Source organism: Cellulomonas sp. RIT-PI-Y (genome assembly GCF_025642745.1).
Classification (GTDB): Bacteria; Actinomycetota; Actinomycetes; order Actinomycetales; family Cellulomonadaceae; genus Cellulomonas.
This window is the reverse complement of record NZ_JANZKP010000064.1, coordinates 1-17665: the sequence shown is the minus strand read 5'-3', so window position 1 is coordinate 17665 and position 17665 is coordinate 1. Positions and strand designations below refer to the sequence as shown.

Annotated in this window: 18 protein-coding genes; 14 read left to right on the top strand and 4 right to left on the bottom strand. The window is 72.5% G+C overall.

Going from position 1 to position 17665, the window contains the following annotated elements:
* The 6 genes from OGL89_RS15270 to OGL89_RS15245 form a co-directional block, all read left to right on the top strand.
* Positions 1-774: ABC transporter ATP-binding protein (locus OGL89_RS15270; RefSeq protein ID WP_346770723.1), on the top strand; the 774-nt coding region annotated here is incomplete at its 5' end.
* A 36-nt stretch (positions 775-810) separates the two neighbouring features.
* The gene (locus OGL89_RS15265; protein WP_263121019.1) at positions 811-1860 is read left to right on the top strand and encodes an aliphatic sulfonate ABC transporter substrate-binding protein; all 1050 of its coding nucleotides are present in this window, start codon (positions 811-813) and stop codon (positions 1858-1860) included.
* Complete coding sequence (locus OGL89_RS15260; protein ID WP_263121018.1) at positions 1860-2735, top strand: ABC transporter permease; 876 nt, start codon at positions 1860-1862, stop codon at positions 2733-2735. Before OGL89_RS15265 ends, OGL89_RS15260 begins: the two co-directional genes overlap by 1 nt.
* Positions 2732-4762: an acetate--CoA ligase gene (gene acs, locus OGL89_RS15255; protein WP_263121017.1), complete on the top strand. Its 2031-nt coding sequence runs from the start codon at positions 2732-2734 to the stop codon at positions 4760-4762. The genes OGL89_RS15260 and acs overlap by 4 nt, the downstream gene beginning before the upstream one ends.
* Positions 4759-6072, top strand: a complete 1314-nt coding sequence (locus tag OGL89_RS15250) for an O-acetylhomoserine aminocarboxypropyltransferase/cysteine synthase family protein (protein WP_263121016.1) — start codon at positions 4759-4761, stop codon at positions 6070-6072. Before acs ends, OGL89_RS15250 begins: the two co-directional genes overlap by 4 nt.
* Positions 6069-6569 (top strand): CoA-binding protein, encoded by a 501-nt coding sequence (locus tag OGL89_RS15245; protein WP_263121015.1) that lies wholly within the window; start codon positions 6069-6071, stop codon positions 6567-6569. The genes OGL89_RS15250 and OGL89_RS15245 overlap by 4 nt, the downstream gene beginning before the upstream one ends.
* Here the strand turns inward: OGL89_RS15245 and OGL89_RS15240 are convergent.
* Positions 6566-7189, bottom strand: a complete 624-nt coding sequence (locus tag OGL89_RS15240; RefSeq protein ID WP_263121014.1) for a TetR/AcrR family transcriptional regulator — start codon at positions 7187-7189, stop codon at positions 6566-6568. The genes OGL89_RS15245 and OGL89_RS15240 overlap by 4 nt on opposite strands.
* 157 nt (positions 7190-7346) lie before the next feature.
* Here OGL89_RS15240 and OGL89_RS15235 point away from each other — a divergent pair, with 157 nt between their 5' ends.
* Positions 7347-8837, top strand: a complete 1491-nt coding sequence (locus OGL89_RS15235) for an MFS transporter (protein WP_263121013.1) — start codon at positions 7347-7349, stop codon at positions 8835-8837.
* 54 nt (positions 8838-8891) lie between these two features.
* Here the strand turns inward: OGL89_RS15235 and OGL89_RS15230 are convergent, their stop codons facing one another.
* Complete coding sequence (locus OGL89_RS15230; protein ID WP_263121012.1) at positions 8892-9221, bottom strand: MGMT family protein; 330 nt, start codon at positions 9219-9221, stop codon at positions 8892-8894.
* 3 nt (positions 9222-9224) lie between these two features.
* The gene (locus OGL89_RS15225; protein ID WP_263121011.1) at positions 9225-10310 is read right to left on the bottom strand and encodes a PP2C family protein-serine/threonine phosphatase; all 1086 of its coding nucleotides are present in this window, start codon (positions 10308-10310) and stop codon (positions 9225-9227) included.
* A 75-nt stretch (positions 10311-10385) separates the two neighbouring features.
* On the opposite strand from OGL89_RS15225, the gene OGL89_RS15220 reads away from it, so the two are divergent.
* A complete protein-coding gene (locus tag OGL89_RS15220) occupies positions 10386-11624 on the top strand; it encodes a GNAT family N-acetyltransferase (protein WP_263121010.1) in 1239 nt (412 codons plus the stop codon).
* Positions 11625-11685: 61 nt separating this feature from the next.
* On the opposite strand, the gene OGL89_RS15215 is transcribed toward OGL89_RS15220, so the two are convergent.
* Entirely contained in the window at positions 11686-12138 is a 453-nt protein-coding gene (locus OGL89_RS15215) for a ribose-5-phosphate isomerase (RefSeq protein ID WP_263121009.1), read from the bottom strand.
* Between the two features lie 60 nt (positions 12139-12198).
* Here OGL89_RS15215 and OGL89_RS15210 point away from each other — a divergent pair, with 60 nt between their 5' ends.
* From OGL89_RS15210 to OGL89_RS15185, 6 genes are all read left to right on the top strand, one after another.
* Positions 12199-14151, top strand: coding sequence for a M13 family metallopeptidase (locus tag OGL89_RS15210; protein ID WP_263121008.1), 1953 nt, complete (start codon positions 12199-12201; stop codon positions 14149-14151).
* A gap of 149 nt (positions 14152-14300) precedes the next feature.
* Positions 14301-14846 carry a hypothetical protein gene (locus OGL89_RS15205; RefSeq protein WP_263121007.1) on the top strand — a complete coding sequence of 182 codons (546 nt, stop codon included), beginning with the start codon at positions 14301-14303 and terminating at the stop codon, positions 14844-14846.
* Positions 14839-15141, top strand: coding sequence for a hypothetical protein (locus tag OGL89_RS15200; protein WP_263121006.1), 303 nt, complete (start codon positions 14839-14841; stop codon positions 15139-15141). Before OGL89_RS15205 ends, OGL89_RS15200 begins: the two co-directional genes overlap by 8 nt.
* Positions 15138-16904, top strand: a complete 1767-nt coding sequence (locus tag OGL89_RS15195) for an alpha/beta hydrolase family protein (RefSeq protein ID WP_263121005.1) — start codon at positions 15138-15140, stop codon at positions 16902-16904. The genes OGL89_RS15200 and OGL89_RS15195 overlap by 4 nt, the downstream gene beginning before the upstream one ends.
* The gene (locus OGL89_RS15190; protein ID WP_263121004.1) at positions 16901-17437 is read left to right on the top strand and encodes a hypothetical protein; all 537 of its coding nucleotides are present in this window, start codon (positions 16901-16903) and stop codon (positions 17435-17437) included. Before OGL89_RS15195 ends, OGL89_RS15190 begins: the two co-directional genes overlap by 4 nt.
* Before the next feature lie 19 nt (positions 17438-17456).
* Positions 17457-17654, top strand: coding sequence for a hypothetical protein (locus OGL89_RS15185; protein ID WP_263121003.1), 198 nt, complete (start codon positions 17457-17459; stop codon positions 17652-17654).
* Positions 17655-17665 lie beyond the last annotated feature (11 nt).

Sequence of the window (17665 nt, the reverse complement as noted above, 5' to 3'; positions counted from 1 at the left end):
CTGCGCGAGGTGCGCCGCGCCTTCGACGGGCCCACCGGCCCGCGCACCGTGCTCGACCGGGTCGACCTGGACATCGCCGCCGGAGAGATCGTGGCGGTGATCGGCGCCTCGGGCTGCGGGAAGTCGACGCTGCTGCGGCAGGTCGCCGGGCTGGACACCCCGGACGGCGGCACGATCACGCTGGCCGGTACGCCGGTGCGCGGCCTCGACTCCCGGACCGCGGTCGCGTTCCAGGAGCCGCGGCTGCTGCCCTGGCGGACGCTGGAGCGGAACGTCGCGCTCGGTCTGCCGCGCGGCACCGACCGGACCGCCGGCGCGCAGCAGGTCGCCCGACTGCTCGACCTGGTCGAGCTGAGCGCCTCCGCCCAACTGCGACCGCGCCAGGTGTCCGGCGGGATGGCCCAGCGGGCGTCCCTGGCCCGGGCGCTGGCCCGCCGGCCCGGTGTGCTGCTGCTGGACGAGCCGTTCGGCGCCCTGGACGCCCTGACCCGGTTGCGGATGCAGGACCTGCTGCTCGCGGTGCACGCCCAGAACCCGGTGACCGTCCTGCTGGTCACCCACGACGTGGACGAGGCGCTGTACCTGGCCGACCGGGTGGTGCTGCTGGGCACGCCGACCCCGGAGTCCGGCTCGGTCCGCCGGGTGATCACCGTGCCGGGCGCCCGCCCCCGGGACCGCGCCGACCACCGGCTGGCCGAGCTGCGTGCCGACCTGCTGGAGGGCCTCGGCGTCCCCAGCCACCACCACGACCCCGATCTGCACCACTCGATCTGACCCCTGCCCCCCACACACACAGACCGGAGACCCCTCATGACCGCCCGTTCCTTCCGACTGGCCCTGGCCGCCACCTCCCTCGCCGCCACCCTGGCCGTCGCGGGCTGCGTGTCGGGTGAGGGCTCCGGCGCCGAGCCGGCCGCCGACGACGCCGCGACCTCCGGCACCGGGTGGAGCGCGAGCACGCTGACGCTGGACTTCGCCACCTACAACCCGCTCAGCCTGGTGATCAAGGACCAGGGCTGGATCGAGGACACCCTCGGCGACGACGTGGACGTGGAGTGGGTGCAGTCCGCCGGGTCGAACAAGGCGAACGAGGCGCTGCGCGCCGGGGCGATCGACGTCGGCTCCACCGCGGGATCCGCCGCGCTGCTGGCCCGGTCCAACGGGTCGCCGATCCGCACCATCGACATCTACTCCCAGCCGGAGTGGGCCGCCCTGGTGGTCCCGGCCGGGTCGGACATCACCAGCGTCGAGGATCTGGCGGGCAAGTCGGTCGCGGCCACCAAGGGCACCGACCCGTACTTCTTCCTGCTGCAGGCCCTGGACCAGGCGGGTGTGGACCCGGCCGCCGTCGAGGTCCAGAACCTCCAGCACGCCGACGGCAAGGCGGCGCTGGAGAACGGGTCGGTGGACGCCTGGTCCGGGCTGGACCCGCTGATGGCCGCCTCCGAGGCGGAGGCCGGCTCGACGCTGCTCTACCGGAACATCGACTTCAACACCTACGGCTTCCTGAACGCCACCCAGGACTTCCTGGACGCCAGTCCCGATCTGGCGCAGGTCGTGGTGGACGCCTACGAGAAGGCGCGGGCCTGGGCGCAGGAGAACCCGGACCAGGTCGTGTCGATCCTGGCCGACGTGGCGGGCATCGACCCGGCGGTGGCCGAGACCGTGATCACCGAGCGCACCAACCTGGACATCGACCCGGTGCCGGGCGACGCGCAGCGCGAGGTGCTCGAGGTGGTCGGGCCGATCTTCGTCGAGTCCGGCGACGTCCAGACCCAGGCCGACGTGGACACCGCGCTGGACGAGCTGTTCGAGCCGACCTACGCCGAGGCCGCCGACCCGAGCACGATCGCGGACTGATGGACTCCACGATCAGCATCGGCGCCGAGAGCGCGGCGGTCGAGGCGCAGCGGCAGACCGGGCCGGCCGCGCGCAACCCGTTCCGCCCGGCCCTTCCCGACCGGCTGCGCCGCGGCCCGCTCGGGCGACGCAGCGTGCGGATCGCGCTCGGCGCCGTGCTCCCGGTGCTGCTGCTGGTCGTGTGGCAGCTGATCACCAGCGCCGGCCTGGTCCGGTCGTACCAGCTGCCCGCCCCGGCCTCGGTGTGGACCGCGGCGGTGGACCTGGCCCAGCGCGGGCTGCTCGGGCAGTACGTGGTGATCTCCACCCAGCGGGTGCTGATCGGCTTCGCGGTCGGCGCGACCCTGGGCCTGGTGCTCGGCTCGCTGGTCGGGCTGTCCCGGCTGGTCGCCGCGCTGCTGCAGCCGATCCTGGGTGCGCTGCGGGCGGTCCCGTCACTGGCCTGGGTGCCCCTGCTGCTGCTCTGGATGGGGATCGGCGAGGAGCCCAAGATCGTCCTGATCGCGATCGGGGCGTTCTTCCCGGTGTACACCACGGTGGTCGCCGCGCTGCGGCACGTCGACCCGCTGCTGGTCGAGGCCGGACGGGCGTACGGGCTGCGCGGCGCGCGCCTGCTGACCGGTGTCCAGCTGCCCGCCACGGTGCCGGCGGTGGTCGCCGGGCTGCGGCTGGCGATGGCGCAGTCCTGGCTGTTCCTGGTCGCGGCGGAGCTGCTCGCCTCGTCGATGGGGCTGGGCTTCCTGCTGATCGACTCCGGCAACAACGGCCGGGTGGACCGGATCCTGCTGGCCATCCTGCTGCTGGCGCTGCTCGGCAAGGTGACCGACGGACTGATCGGGCTGGCCGAGCGCCTGCTCCAGAAGAGGTGGGGATGACCACGTTCGACACGCTGAACGGCGAGCAGCGGCGGTTCCCGGCCCCCGGCGGCGACTGGCAGATCGGGCCGGAGGAGCATGCGGCGCTGCTGGCGGCGGGCGAGGCCGACCCGGTGGCGTTCTGGGAGCAGGCCGCCCGGCGGCTGACCTGGGACACCCCGTGGCACACCGCGCACACCTGGCAGCCCCCGGTCCGGGACGGCGACGAGCTCAGCGTCCCGGTGGCGGAGTGGTTCGCCGGCGGGCGGCTGAACGCGGCGGTGAACTGCGTCGACCGGCACGTGGACGCCGGCCGGGGCGAGAAGGTCGCGATCCACGCCGAGGGCGAGAACGGCGACCGGCGGTCCTACACCTACCGCGAGCTGCGGGACGAGGTGTCGAAGGCCGCGAACGCGCTCACCGCCCTGGGCATCGGTCCGGGCGACCGGGTGGTGGTCTACCTGCCGGTGATCGCCGAGACGATCATCGTCACCCTGGCGATCGCCCGGATCGGCGCGGTGCACTCGCTGGTGTTCGGCGGGTTCAGCGCGGACGCGGTGCGGTTCCGGGTGCAGGACACCGGGGCCAAGCTGCTGGTGACCAGCGACGGGCAGTTCCGCCGGGGCAGCGCGGTCGAGGTGAAGTCGGCCGCCGATGCCGCGGTGGACGGCCTGGACCACGTCGAGCACGTGCTGGTGGTCCGGCGCACCGGGCAGGACGTGGCCTGGACCCCGGGACGGGACGTGTGGTGGCACGACGTGGTGGACCCCGCGGACCCCGTCCACCACGCCGGGTCCTTCGACGCCGAGCACCCGCTGTTCGTGATCTACACCTCCGGTACCACCGGCAAGCCGAAGGGGCTGGTGCACACCACGGGCGGCTACCTGACCCAGGCGTCCTGGACGCACTGGGCGGTCTTCGACGCCCGTGACGACGACGTGCACTGGTGCACCGCGGACCTGGCCTGGGTCACCGCGCACACCTACGAGATCTACGGCCCGCTGACCAACGGCCTGACCCAGGTGATCTACGAGGGCACCCCGGACACCCCGCACCGCGAGCGCCACCTGGAGGTGATCGAGCGGTACGGCGTGACCACCTACTACACCGCGCCGACCCTGATCCGGACCTTCATGACCTGGTTCCCGGCCGGGCTGCCCACCGGTCACGACCTGTCCAGCATCCGCCTGCTCGGCACCGTCGGCGAGGCGATCAACCCCGAGGCCTGGGTCTGGTTCCGGGAGCAGTTCGGCGCCGGGTCCGCCCCGGTGGTGGACACCTGGTGGCAGTCCGAGACCGGCGCCGCGGTGATCGCCCCGCTGCCCGGCTCCTCGACCCTCAAGCCCGGGTCCGCCACCCGTCCGCTGCCCGGCCTGTCCGCCAAGGTGGTCGACGCCGAGGGGGCCGAGGTGCCACGAGGCTCCGGCGGCTACCTGGTGATCGACCGGCCGTTCCCCGGCATGGCCCGCACGGTGTGGGGCGATCCGGAGCGGTACCGCGACGCGTACTGGCGCACCTTCGCCGACCAGGGGTACTTCCTGGCCGGTGACGGGGCGTCCTGGGACGCGGACGGCGACATCTGGCTGCTCGGCCGGGTGGACGACGTGGTGAACGTCTCCGGGCACCGGCTGTCCACCATCGAGATCGAGTCCGCGCTGGTCGCCCACCCCGCGGTGGGTGAGGCCGGGGTCGCCGGGGTCGACGACCCGGTGACCGGGCAGGCGGTGGCCGCGTTCGTGGTGCCGTCCGTGGCGCCCGGCGCGCCGGAGGACCTGGCCGCCTGGCAGCGCGCCACCGCCGAGCTCCGCGAGCAGCTGCGCACCCATGTCGCCCAGCAGATCGGCCCGGTCGCCAAGCCGCGTCACCTGTTCCTGGTGCCCGAGGTGCCCAAGACCCGGTCCGGCAAGATCCTGCGCCGTCTGCTCGCCGACCTGCACGACGGCAGGCCGCTGGGCGACCGCACGTCGTTGCAGAACCCCTGGGCGGTGAGACAGGTCGCCGACCTGCTCGACGCCCACCGCACCCGAGTTGGAGACTTCCCCGCATGAGCGACCACCAGTTCGGCTTCCGCACCCGGGCCCTGCACGCCGGCGGGGTGCCGGACGCGGCCACCGGCGCCCGCGCGGTCCCGATCTACCAGACCACCTCCTTCGTGTTCAACGACACCACCGACGCCGCGAACCTGTTCGCGCTGCAGAAGTACGGGAACATCTACTCCCGGCTCGGCAACCCGACGGTGGCGGCGCTGGAGGAGCGGATCGCCTCGCTGGAGGGCGGGATCGGCGCGGTGGCCACCGCCTCGGGGATGGCCGCGGAGTTCATCACCTTCGCCGCGCTGGTCGGCGCCGGGGACCACGTGGTCGCCAGCTCCCAGCTGTACGGCGGCACGGTCACCCAGCTGGACGTGACCCTGCGCCGGTTCGGCGTGGACACCACCTTCGTGCCCGGCACCGATCCGGCGGACTTCGCGGCGGCGATCCGCCCGGAGACCAAGGTGCTCTACACCGAGATCGTCGCGAACCCGTCCGGGGAGATCGCCGATCTGGCCGGGCTCGCCGAGGTCGCCCACGCCGCCGGCATCCCGCTGGTGGTCGACTCCACCCTGACCACCCCGTACCTGATCCGGCCGATCGAGCACGGTGCGGACATCGTGATCCACTCGGTGACCAAGTTCCTCGGCGGGCACGGCACCACCCTCGGAGGCGTGGTCGTCGAGTCCGGGCGGTTCGACTGGGGCAACGGCAAGTTCCCCCAGATGACCGAGCCGGTGCCGAGCTACAACGGCGTGAAATGGTGGGAGAACTTCGGCGAGTACGGCTTCCTGACCAAGCTGCGCTCCGAGCAGCTGCGGGACATCGGGCCGTCGCTGTCCGCCCAGTCGGCCTTCCAGTTGTTGCAGGGCGTGGAGACCCTCCCCCAGCGCCTGGACGCGCACCTGGCCAATGCCCGCACCGTCGCCGAGTGGCTGGAGGCCGATCCCCGGGTCGGACAGGTCAACTGGGCCGGGCTGCCCAGCCACCCGCACCACGAGCGGGCCCGGCACTACCTGCCGCAGGGCCCCGGGTCGGTGTTCGCGTTCCGGCTGGCCCCGGGCGGCGGACGGGACGGGCGGGAGGTCGGCCGCCGGTTCATCGAGCATCTGCAGCTGGCCAGCCATCTGGCCAACGTCGGCGACGCGCGCACCCTGGTGATCCACCCGGCGTCGACCACGCATCAGCAGCTGTCCGCCGAGCAGCTGGCCGCGGCCGGGGTGCCGGACGACCTGGTCCGGATCAGCGTGGGCATCGAGGACCCGGAGGACATCCTCTGGGATCTGGACCAGGCCCTGACCGCCGCGATCGCCGAGGAGACCGAGTGAGCTCGCCCCAGTCCAACGCCCGCACCTGGCAGGGACCCTCAGCGCAGGAGCGCCTGGCCCTGCTCCGCCGCACCAGGTCGATCGCGATCGTCGGGGCGTCGAACAACCCGGCCCGGGCCAGCTACTTCGTGACCACGTACCTGCTGTCCGGCTCGCCGTACCGGCTCTTCCTGGTCAACCCGCGCGAGACCGAGATCCTGGGCCAGCCGGTCTACCCGTCCCTGGCCGACCTGCCGGAGGTGCCGGACCTGGTCGACGTGTTCCGCCGGCACGACGACCTGCCCGGTGTGCTGGACGAGACCCTGGCGGTCGGCGCGAAGGCGCTGTGGCTCCAGCTCGGGTCCTGGCACGAGGAGGTCGCCGCCCGGGGCGAGGCCGAGGGGCTCACTGTGGTGATGGACCGCTGCGTCAAGATCGAGCACGCCCGGTTCCACGGCGGGCTGCACCTGGCCGGCTTCGACACCGGCGTGATCAGCTCCAGGCGCGCGCTGGGCTAACCGGCCGCGACGGTGGCGGGCTCGGGCACGGCATGCGCCGGGTTCGCCACCAGCGGCAGCACCACCGAGTCGATCATGCGCTCCAGGAACTCGGTGTCCATCGGCAGGTGGGCGACCAGCTTGCGGTAGTGGATCATCGCCGGGGCGACCGCGGAGATCATGTCCAGGTCGGCCTCGGGGTGCACGTCGCCGCGCTCGCGGGCGCGTTCCAGCAGCGAGCGCATCAGCCGGACCCGGCCCGCGACGAACTGCTCGTGGAACACCCCGGCGACCTCGGGCTCCTGCTTCACGGCGACGATCAGACCGGACATCAGCTCGTCGTTCTTCATCCGGGTGGCCATGGACGCGACCGTGAGCAGGTCCTCGCGCAGCGACCCGGTGTCCGGGACCTCGTCGGCGTTGAGCTGCTTCGCGCAGAGCAGACTGTCGACCGTCAGCCGCACCTTGGAGGACCAGCGGCGGTAGACGGTGGCCTTGCCCACCCCGGCGCGCTCGGCGACCAGGTCCATGGTCATCGCCGCGTAGCCCCGCTCGGCGAGCAGCTCGCGGGTGGCCTGCAGGATCGCCTCGTCCTTGCCGTGATCGCGTCGGCGACCGGGGCGGCACGTGGCGTCGGGCATCGCGGCATCCTCGCTCGGCGACATCCGGCACTCCTCTCGTCGCGCGCCATCGTGCCACCGGACGGACGTCCGACCAAATCGAGACTCATGAGTTTCGGAACTGACGAGTTTCGGTTTACAGTCTCCGCACCGACCACGACGTCCCCCGGAGACACCCATGTCCTCACCCACCGCTGCCCCCACCCGCAGCCGCTGGTTCGTGCTGGCCACTGTGGCCCTCGCCCAGCTGATGGTCGTCCTCGACGCGACCATCGTGAACATCGCGATGCCCTCGGCCCAGGCCGAGCTCGGCTTCTCCGACAACGACCGGCAGTGGATCGTCACCGCCTACGCCCTGGCCTTCGGCAGCCTGCTGCTGCTCGGCGGCCGGCTGTCCGACATGTTCGGGCGGCGCCGGATGTTCCTGATCGGCCTGGTCGGCTTCGCGGTCGCCTCCGCCCTCGGCGGCGCGGCCGGGAACTTCGAGCTGCTGGTCGCCGCCCGCGCCCTGCAGGGCGTCTTCGGCGCGGTGCTCGCCCCCGCCGCGCTGTCCGTGCTGACCACCACCTTCACCGTGCCCGCCGAGCGCGGTCGGGCCTTCGGCATCTTCGGCGCGATCGCCGGGATGGGCGGCGCGATCGGCCTGCTGCTCGGCGGCTACCTGACCGAGAACTTCGACTGGCGCTGGAACCTCTACGTCAACGTGGTGATCGCCGCCGTCGCGCTGGTCGCCGGCCTGATCCTGCTGCCCCGCACCGGGGGCTCCGCCGAGCACCGGCTCGACCTGCCCGGCGTCCTGCTCGGCTCGCTCGGCCTGTTCGCCCTGGTCCTCGGCTTCTCCCAGGCCGAACCACAGGGCTGGGACTCCGTCGCCACCTGGGGCCCGCTGGCCGCGAGCGTGGTGCTGCTGGTCGGGTTCGTGCTTCGCCAGCGCACCGCCCCGCACGCCGTCCTGCCGCTCGGCGTGATCCTGGACCGGGACCGCGGCGCGTCCTTCGTCTCGATCCTGGTCGCGGGATCCGGGATGTTCGGTGTCTTCCTGTTCCTGACCTACTACCTGCAGAGCACGCTGGGCTTCACGCCGATGCGCACCGGAGTGGCGTTCCTGCCGATGGTGGTGTCGATCATCGTCACCGCCCAGATCCAGTCCAACCTGCTGATCCCCCGGATCGGCCCGAAGGTGCTGGTGCCGATCGGGATGACCCTGGCCGCGCTGGCCATGGTCTCCTTCACCCTGCTGGAGACCGACAGCAGCTACCTGCACGTGCTGCCGGGCCTGATCCTGATGGGGATCGGGATGGCGTCGATCATGCCCGCGTCCTTCCAGCTGGCCACTCTCGGGGTGGAGCAGCGGCTGGCCGGTGCGGCCTCCGCCCTGGTGTCCACCAGCCAGCAGGTCGGCGGCGCGATCGGCACCGCCCTGCTCAACACCCTGGCGGCCACCGCCGCGGCCTCCTACCTGGCGGACCACGCGCCGGCCACGCCGCAGGTCGCGGCCGAGGCCGCGCTGCACTCCTTCGACACCGCCTACGCGTGGTCGGCGGGGATCTTCCTCGGCGGCGCGATCCTGGCCGGCATCCTCTTCCGGCGACGTGGCGACCGGCTGGCCCGGCAGGCCGGGTCGAGCCCGGACGGCGTCGTCGCGATGGAGCCCGCGGTCGCGCACTGAGCCCGACCGGTCACGGCCCGGTCGCCCCGCTCCGGGGCGGCCGGGCCGCTCGCGTCACTCCTCCGGGAACCACACCGCCCGGCGCAGCGCGATCCGGCTCCGGTCCGCGGTCAACGGCATCTCCTCGTCGTCCCAGCGGTCCAGCGCCTCGGCGACGTGGTGCGGCGGCGGGGCCCCGGCGGCGTTCACCACCCGCCACCACGGCCAGTCCCCGTCGCCCAGCGCCATGATCCGTCCCACCTGACGCGGACCGCCGCGGGCCGTCCCCCCGGCGGCGACGATCCGGTCCGCGATCACCTCCGCGATCAGCCCGTAGGTCATCGCCCGCCCGACCGGGATCCGGCGGACCAGCTCACGCACCGCGTCGGCGTAGTCGGCGTCCACGGCTCAGCCGTCCCGCCGGACCAGCACCAGCGCCCGGTCGTCGCCCTCGGGCGCCGCGATGGCACGCAGCAGGTCGTCCGCGCCGCCGCGCCGGGTGGTCAGCAGCGCCTCGACGGCGCCCATCAACCGGTCGATGCCGAGGTCGAGGTCCCGTCCCGGGGTCTCCACCAGGCCATCGGTGTAGAGCACCAGGCTGTCGCCCGGGCCCAGTCGGCCGGTTCCGGTGACGTAGTCCGGGTCCTCGATCACCCCGAGCGCCGGACCGCGCAGCTGCGGCAGCCGCTCGACCTTGCCGGACCCCGCGTGCAGGTGGACCGGCGGCAGATGACCGGCCAGCGCGACCGTGTACAGCCCGGTCTCCAGGTGCACGGTCAGGTGCACGGCGGTGGCGAATCCCTCCGGCCAGTGCCGCTCCAGCAGATAGGCGTTCGCGGCGGGCAGGAAGTCGCGGGCGGGCAGCGAGCCGATCATCCCGGCCAAGGCCCCGGACAGCTGCAGGCTGCGCACCCCCGCCTCCTGGCCCTTGCCGGAGACGTCGACCAGCGCGAGCTCCAGCAGACCCGGCCGGTTCGCGGTCACCACGAAGTCGCCGGAGAAGGCCTCCGCGTGCGCCGGTCGCAGCGTGGTGTCCACCGACCACCCGGCCGGCAACGCGGGCACCTGGCCGTGCGCCGCGATCCGGTCCCGCAGGTCGACCAGCATCAGCTCACCGGGCGCGCCCTGCAGGCCGAGGCCCTCCCGGTGCGTGGCGAAGGAGAGCAGCGCGCCGACGGTGATGAGCTGGGTCAGCCAGATCCCCGGGGTGAAGGCGGACAGGTCCAGGAGCTCGATCGCCAGCACCTGGCCGACGATCGCCGTGCACAGCACGATCATCGGCCGCAGGCGCAGCAGGAACGCGCCCAGCAGCTCGATCAGGATGTAGGCGGACGGCGGCACCCAGAGCGGCACCACGACCAGACCGAAGGTCGCGAGCGCCGTCATCGCGACCAGGACCAGGGTCAACGCGCGTTGCGAGCCGAGGCCCCAGCGGTGCAGCTGCCCGCGGGCCCGGTCCAGGACGCTCGGCGACCGAGCGGAGTCGTGCGGCATCGTGGGCCGAGGGTACCCGGACACCGGTGGCGAAAAGTGCCTGCGCACCGGCGCGTTCACCGCCAGGATGGGCGCATGCTTCCCGACGAGTACCAGCTGATCACCGTGCCCGAGGCGCGAGTCGCCGAGTTCCGCGAGGTCGACGAGTTCGGCTTCGCCGAGCACATGGACGAGGACGTCCTGCGGCACCTGACGTTCTCCATCCCCTTCGACCGCACCCGCGGCGTCGAACGGGACGGGGCGCTGGCCGCGGTGCACGGCTCCTTCCCGTTCCGGATGTCGCTGCCCGGCGGAGCGGTGCCCTGTGCCGGACTGACCTGGGTCGCGGTGCGCCCGGACCACCGTCGACGCGGTCTGCTGACCGCCATGATCCGCGACCACCTGACCCGGTCGGCCGAGCGCGGCGAGGCGGTCTCCGCGCTGTTCGCCGCCGAGCCCGCGATCTACGGCCGCTTCGGTTACGGCTCGGCCGCCGACGCGCTGCGCCTGACCCTGCCGCGCGGCGCCCGGCTGCGCGACGTCCCCGGATCGGCCGGCCTCACGGTCCGGTTCGAGACCGTCGACCGGGAGAAGCACCAGGAGCTCCTGATCGACCTGCAGGCCGCGGTGTGGTCGGACCGGCCGGGGTGGGTGGACCGCGCCACCGAGGGTCTGCGCCGCGCCATGCTGGCCGACCCACCCGCCTGGCGTGCGGGCGCCGAGCCGCTGCGCGCGGTGACCGTCCGGCGCGACGACACGCTGGTCGGCTACGCCCTGATCGCCCGCAAGGAGAAGTGGGACGAGGCCGACAACCCGGTGTACACCGCCGCCGTCCGGTCGCACGGCGCCCTGGACCCGGCGGCCGCCCACCGGCTGTGGAGCTTCCTGCTCGACCTGGACCTGGTCACCACCGTGACCGCCGCCTTCGCCGTGGACGACGTGCTGCCGCACCTGCTGGTGGACCGGCGCGCGGTGAAGCCGCTGCTGGTGGACAACGTGTGGGTGCGGGTGATCGACCTGGCCGCCGCGCTGACCGGTCGGCGCTACGCGGCCGGTCTGGACGTGGTGCTGGGGATCCGGGACGAGCTGCTGCCCGCCAACGCCGGGTCCTGGCGCCTGCGGGTCGCCGACGGCACGGCCACCGTGGCACGCAGCGACGACGCCCCGCAGCTGGTGCTGGACGTCCGGGAGCTCGGCGCCCTGCTCCTCGGCGGCCGGTCGCTCGCGGCACTGGTCCGGGCCGGACTGGTCGAGGCCGCCGACCCCACCGTGGTGGCGGCCGCGGACGCCGCCTTCGGCTGGCACGCCGCGCCGTACACGCCCTGGGGGTTCTGACCCGACGACGCCCCCGGGACCGAGCGGTTCCGGGGGCGTCGTCAGGTGCGGTCGGGCGCGGTCAGCTGCGGGTGGCCTCGTACCCGGCCAGCTGGTCGATCCGGCGCTGGTGGCGCGGGTCGCCGCTGAACGGCTCGGCCACGAAGGCGTCGACCAGCTCGATCGCCTGGTCCACCGAGTGCTGGCGGGCCCCGATCGCGACCACGTTGGCGTCGTTGTGCTGGCGGGCCAGCTGCGCGGTGTCGGTGTTCCAGGCCAGGGCCGCCCGCACCCCGATCACCTTGTTCGCGGCGATCTGCTCGCCGTTGCCGGAGCCGCCGATCACCACGCCCAGGCTGCCCGGGTCCGCGACGACGGCCTCACCGGCGGCGAAGCACACCGGCGGATAGTCGTCCTGCGCGTCGTACTCGGCGGCCCCGTGGTCGGTCACCTCGTGCCCGGCGGCACGCAGGTGCTCCAGGAGCGCGGCCTTGAGCTCGAATCCAGCATGGTCGGCGGCGACGTGGATACGCATGGATGTCATCCTGCACCACCACCGGGCCTGCCCGCGACGCTCGACCGTAGTCTGAACCCCATGACGCATTCCGGCATCGAGCTGACCGCACTGGATCCCGACTCCCGACCGCAGGACGACCTGTACCGCCACGTCAACGGACGGTGGGCCGACGCACACGTCATCCCGGCGGACCGGGCGATGGACGGCTCGTTCCGCACCCTGTACGACCAGGCCGAGGAGCAGGTCCGGGACATCATCACCGAGTCCTCGACCGGTCAGATCGCCGACCTGTACGCCTCCTTCATGGACACCGACGCGGTCGAGGCGGCCGGCGCCGCTCCCCTGGCGCCCGAGCTGGACCTGATCCGCTCCGCCACCGACCACGACGACCTGATCGACGTGCTGGGCGCCCTGCAGCGCGCCGGGGCGGTGGCGGCGGCCGGCTTCTGGGTGGACACCGACGCGGACGACCCGACCCGGTACGTCGTGCACCTGACCCAGTCCGGCCTCGGCCTGCCGGACGAGTCGTACTACCGCGAGGAGCAGCACGCCGAGGTGCTGACCGCCTACCGCCCGCACATCGCCCGGATGCTGCTGCTCGGCGGCTGGGCCACCGACGAGCAGGACGCCGACGTCCAGGCCGGTGCGGTGCTGGCGCTGGAGACCGGGCTGGCCGCCGGGCACTGGGACGTGGTCAAGGACCGCGACGCCGACCTCACCCACAACCCGACCACCCTGGCCGAGCTCTCCGACGCCGCGGCCGGGTTCGACTGGCCGCGCTGGATCCGTGCGCTGCACGCGCCGGAGGGCGCGTTCGACCAGCTGATCGTCCGCCAGCCGTCCTACCTGGCCGACCTGGCAGCGCGCTGGACCGTCGAGCCGGTGTCCGCCTGGCAGTCCTGGCTGGCGTACCACACGATCAGCGACCGGGCGCCGTACCTGTCCGGCGACCTGGTCGAGGCGAACTTCGACTTCTACGGCCGGACGCTGACCGGGGCGCAGGAGCTGCGCGACCGATGGAAGCGCGGCGTGTCCCTGGTCCAGGGCGTGCTCGGCGAGGCGGTCGGCCGGGTCTACGTCGACCGGCACTTCCCCGCCGCGCACAAGCAGCGGATGGAGCAGCTGGTCGCCAACTTGGTCGAGGCCTACCGCGGGTCGATCACCGGCCTGGAGTGGATGAGCCAGGAGACCCGCACCCGGGCGCTGGCCAAGCTGGACGCCTTCACCCCCAAGATCGGCTACCCGGCGACGTGGCGGGACTACTCCGCACTGGAGATCGACCCGGCCGATCTGCTGGGCAACGTGCGCCGCGCCGCCGCCTTCGAGCAGGACTACGAGCTCGCCAAGATCGGTCGCCCGATCGACCGCGACGAGTGGTTCATGACCCCGCAGACGGTCAACGCCTACTACAACCCCGGCATGAACGAGATCGTGTTCCCCGCCGCGATCCTCCAGCCGCCGTTCTTCGACGCCGACGCGGACGACGCGGTCAACTACGGCGGCATCGGCGCCGTGATCGGTCACGAGATCGGCCACGGGTTCGACGACCAGGGCTCCAAGTACGACGGCGAGGGCCGCCTGCACGACTGGTGGACCGACCAGGACCGTGCCGAGTTCGAGCAGCGCACCACCGCACTGATCGAGCAGTACAACGGCTTCTCCCCCCGCCAGCTGAACGGGTCGCACCACGTGAACGGCGCCCTGACCATCGGCGAGAACATCGGCGACCTCGGCGGTCTGTCCATCGGGCTCAAGGCCTACCGGCTCGCCCTGGGCGGTTCCTTCGACGACGCCCCGGTGCTGGACGGCCTCACCGGCGTGCAGCGGGTGTTCCTCGGCTGGGCCCAGGTGTGGCGCGCCAAGGGCCGGGACGAAGAGGTCATCCGCCGGCTGTCCACCGACCCGCACTCCCCGGACGAGATCCGCTGCAACGCGGTGGTCCGGAACATCGACGAGTTCTACACCGCCTTCGACGTGCACGAGGGCGACGGGCTGTACCTGGCGCCGGAGGAGCGCGTCACGATCTGGTGAGGTGACGGTGCGGGCCGTTCACTCACGAGCGGCCCGCACCACTTCTCTACTCAGCCCTGCCGCCCAGAACCACCCAACCTGCGGGTTCTGCCACTCAACGTGGCCCTGACCAGCGCCACGGCAGCATCGGAGCCCCTAGCGTCCGACAGGTGGACCCGACCCCGATCGACCCGTTGGCGCACGCCCCGATGCTGCGCGCCCTGCGCGAGGCGCATCCGGATGTGGACATCGTCGTCCTGCCCGAACCCACGCGGGCACCGGCGCCGTCGGCCGTTCTTCTCGGCGGCTCCCCGGGCGAGGAGCGGGCCGAGACCGAACGTGTCGCCACCTGGATCACCGGGGCGCTGACCGCGCACGCGCCGGACGGTGTGGTCGATCATCGGCCCACCTGGGACCGCGGCGAGGCGCCCGGCACGGTCCGGCCGGTGATCACCGATCGCCTCGCGCGGGACGCCCTGAACGCACACGAGCCCGCGTTGGACCGGGCCGGCTCCGTCCTGTCCATCGCCGGCTGGGCCCCGCGGCGGGCTCGCACCGGACAGACACCGAGGCTGCACGCGGAACACTCCGGCCGCAGTCTGCGCCTGGCGGTGCTCGACGACGTGCTCCTGCTCACCGTCCGGGGCCGCGCCGTCCAGGCCGACGCCGAGACCGCCCGCTCCCTGCTGACCGGGCGGGGCCCGGACCATGAGTGAGCGGTTCACGGTCAGCGTGGATGCCCTGCGTGCCAGCGCCGCGGACTGGGCCGACCAGGGATCCCGGGTCGCCACCGCGGCGTCCCGGATCGACGACCTCGCCACCGAGGGCTTCGCCCCGGACGGCCGGGCCCGGATCGAGGCGTGGGCCGCGGAGTGGCATCGCACGCTCCGCGCCATCGCCGACGACGCCGGGGTCGTGCGCACGCAGCTCTCCGCAGCCGCGGAGTCCTACGAGTCCTGGGACTACACCGCGCGCGCAGCGTTCCAGGACTGGCTGGCAGGCGGAGCATGAGCGGACTGCACGCCCTGCTCCCCGAGGAGTACCCGGCGATCGCCGAGCTGCGCGCCGACCCGGCCTGGATCGAGACCGTGGCCGAGGACCTGCTCGCCTGCGCGATCAACCTGGGCGATCTGGACGAGTTCACCCGCGCCGACACCTCCTCCGAGCTCTGGCACGGGGAGGCCGCCGACGCCTACCGAGCACAGATCACCCGCGTCGGTGGCGACGCCCGGGCGATCTCCACCTCCCTGCGCGAAGCCGCCCAACTCGTCGCGTACCACCGGGAGGACGTCATCCGGATCCGGATCCGCCGCGACAACGCCGTCGAGGATCGCGCCGCCTACCACCGGACCCGTCGCCAGCTCCTCGGCGAGATCGACGCACCAGGACCGCACCAGGACCCCAGCACCTCCGGCTACGAGGACCTGCGCCACCGCGCCCTGCGGTTGGTCCACCAGCGCGAGGAACTGGACCACGACGTGCGCCAGCTCGGCATCGACCTGGCCACCGCGACCGAATCGCTGCTCAGCGCACTCGGCGCCTTCAGCACCACGCAGCTGTCCGCCCCCGCGGCGCGCCGCCCCGTCGACCTGGTCACGCAGGCGCTGACCACGCCGGGCTCCCCGACCGGTTCAGCCACCATCGAGGACATCACCGCCTGGTGGGCCTCGCTCACCGAGGACGAGCGGTACGCGGTCCTGACCGCCCGGCCCGAACTGCTCGGCAACACCGACGGCATCCCGATCGCGGTCCGCGACCACGCGAACCGGCTGCTGCTGGAGGCCGACCTCGACGCCCTGGAGTGGCGCGAGCGCTACGAGAAGATGCTGGCCGGCGACGCCCACGCCCTCGCGAACATGCGAGCGGTGCGGGAAGCGCTGGACTGGGGTGCGCTGCACGCCGATCCGGGGTCGGGTGAGTCGATGGTGCCGCTGCTCTTCCTCTACGAGCCGCGGGCGTTCGACGGGGACGGGAAGGCCGGCATCGCCTTCGGCGACCCGGACCACGCGGACCAGGTCTCGATCCTGGTGCCCGGCATGAACAGCCGCGCCGACAGCATCGAGCAGTACACCGAGGACGCCTGGAACGTCTACGAGTCCGCGCGCCTGTCCGACCCCGACCGAACCGTGGCGTCCCTGGCCTGGATCGGCTACGACGCACCCTCGGACTGGGACCTGGCCACCGTCGCCGCCGAACGCCGCGCCACCGACGGTGGTGCACTGCTCAGCAGCTTCGTCGACGGACTGCGCTCCACCGACCAGGGCGCCCCGGCACACCTGACCGTCATCGGACATAGCTACGGCTCGACCACCGTCGCCCACGCCGCCGCCGACGACGGACTCCCGATCGAGGACCTCGTCCTGGTCGGCAGCCCCGGCGCCGGCGGCGGGATCACCCACGCCACCCAACTCGGACTCCCCACCGGACACGTCTGGGTGGGACGCAACAGCAAGGACCCCGTCGCCAGCTTCGGCAGCGAAGGCTGGACCGGACTGAGCACCCTGCTCGGCGCCGGACTCGGCAAAGACCCCTCGGAGGACTCGTTCGGCGCCACCCGGTTCCGGGCCGAAGCCGTCGACCGCGCGACCGGCTGGAGCTTCAACGACCACACGAAGTACTTCGCACCCGAATCGGAATCCGTCTACAACATCGGCGCCATCGTCGCCGGGAACGACGCCGACGTGCTCACCGCCGAGCACACCTACGACCCCTGGTACTCCGGACCCGTCGACCCGGAGATCGACCGAGAACCGACGAGGCCCAGAGACCAATGAGACAACGCTTCAATCCCGCCACCCGCCGCCGCCGAGCCTGGCTGACCCTCGCCATCGCAGTCGTCGCAATCGGATCATGCGGCCTCGGCCTGTTCGCTGCCTGCACCGGAACGGCCACGATCGCCGACCTCGAATCCGACAAGGCGAACCTGATGGAGGTCGCACGAGACGTCATGCCCGACATCGCCGAATCACTCGACGGCACCATCACCGAAGCATGGGGCGAATGGCGATACGGCGGCGCGAAAACAATAGACCGCCGCTCGTACGGGATCAGGATCATGATGACATTAGACTCACCGAGCGAGTCGGACTACGCCGAGGCGCTCACAGGGGCCGGGTTCACCATCACACAGGAACCAGATCCTGATAGCGCCCAAACTCTTGTCGGTAAGATCGGAGATGCGGATATCCTCGTGAACGTCGAGGACTCCGAGAAGAAAACGTTTTCTTTGGTGTCCCCGTGGCGAGAAATGCAGCTCCACACTCCGACCAGCCGCCCCTACGGACGCGAACCGATCGACCTCTTCTGATGTGTCGGACACCACGTCCATGAACAGCCGCGCCGGCAGCATCGAGCAGTACACCGAGGATGCCTGGAACGTCTACGAGTCCGCGCGCCTGTCCGACCCTGGCCGAACGGTGGCGCCCCTGGCCCGGATCGGCTACGACGCACCCTCGGACCGGGACCTGGCCACCGTCGCCATCGAACGCCGCGCCACCGACGGTGGTGCACTGCTCAGCCGCTGAAAGGCCGGTAC

Coding starts and splice junctions, on each gene's coding strand:
- OGL89_RS15235 (WP_263121013.1), top strand. CDS start 7,347: ATGTCCTCACCCACCGCTGCCCCCACCCGCAGCCGCTGGTTCGTGCTG.
- OGL89_RS15250 (WP_263121016.1), top strand. CDS start 4,759: ATGAGCGACCACCAGTTCGGCTTCCGCACCCGGGCCCTGCACGCCGGC.
- OGL89_RS15240 (WP_263121014.1), bottom strand. CDS start 7,189: ATGCCCGACGCCACGTGCCGCCCCGGTCGCCGACGCGATCACGGCAAG.
- OGL89_RS15215 (WP_263121009.1), bottom strand. CDS start 12,138: ATGCGTATCCACGTCGCCGCCGACCATGCTGGATTCGAGCTCAAGGCC.
- acs (WP_263121017.1), top strand. CDS start 2,732: ATGACCACGTTCGACACGCTGAACGGCGAGCAGCGGCGGTTCCCGGCC.
- OGL89_RS15195 (WP_263121005.1), top strand. CDS start 15,138: ATGAGCGGACTGCACGCCCTGCTCCCCGAGGAGTACCCGGCGATCGCC.
- OGL89_RS15260 (WP_263121018.1), top strand. CDS start 1,860: ATGGACTCCACGATCAGCATCGGCGCCGAGAGCGCGGCGGTCGAGGCG.
- OGL89_RS15210 (WP_263121008.1), top strand. CDS start 12,199: ATGACGCATTCCGGCATCGAGCTGACCGCACTGGATCCCGACTCCCGA.
- OGL89_RS15225 (WP_263121011.1), bottom strand. CDS start 10,310: ATGCCGCACGACTCCGCTCGGTCGCCGAGCGTCCTGGACCGGGCCCGC.
- OGL89_RS15265 (WP_263121019.1), top strand. CDS start 811: ATGACCGCCCGTTCCTTCCGACTGGCCCTGGCCGCCACCTCCCTCGCC.
- OGL89_RS15190 (WP_263121004.1), top strand. CDS start 16,901: ATGAGACAACGCTTCAATCCCGCCACCCGCCGCCGCCGAGCCTGGCTG.
- OGL89_RS15200 (WP_263121006.1), top strand. CDS start 14,839: ATGAGTGAGCGGTTCACGGTCAGCGTGGATGCCCTGCGTGCCAGCGCC.
- OGL89_RS15220 (WP_263121010.1), top strand. CDS start 10,386: ATGCTTCCCGACGAGTACCAGCTGATCACCGTGCCCGAGGCGCGAGTC.
- OGL89_RS15185 (WP_263121003.1), top strand. CDS start 17,457: ATGAACAGCCGCGCCGGCAGCATCGAGCAGTACACCGAGGATGCCTGG.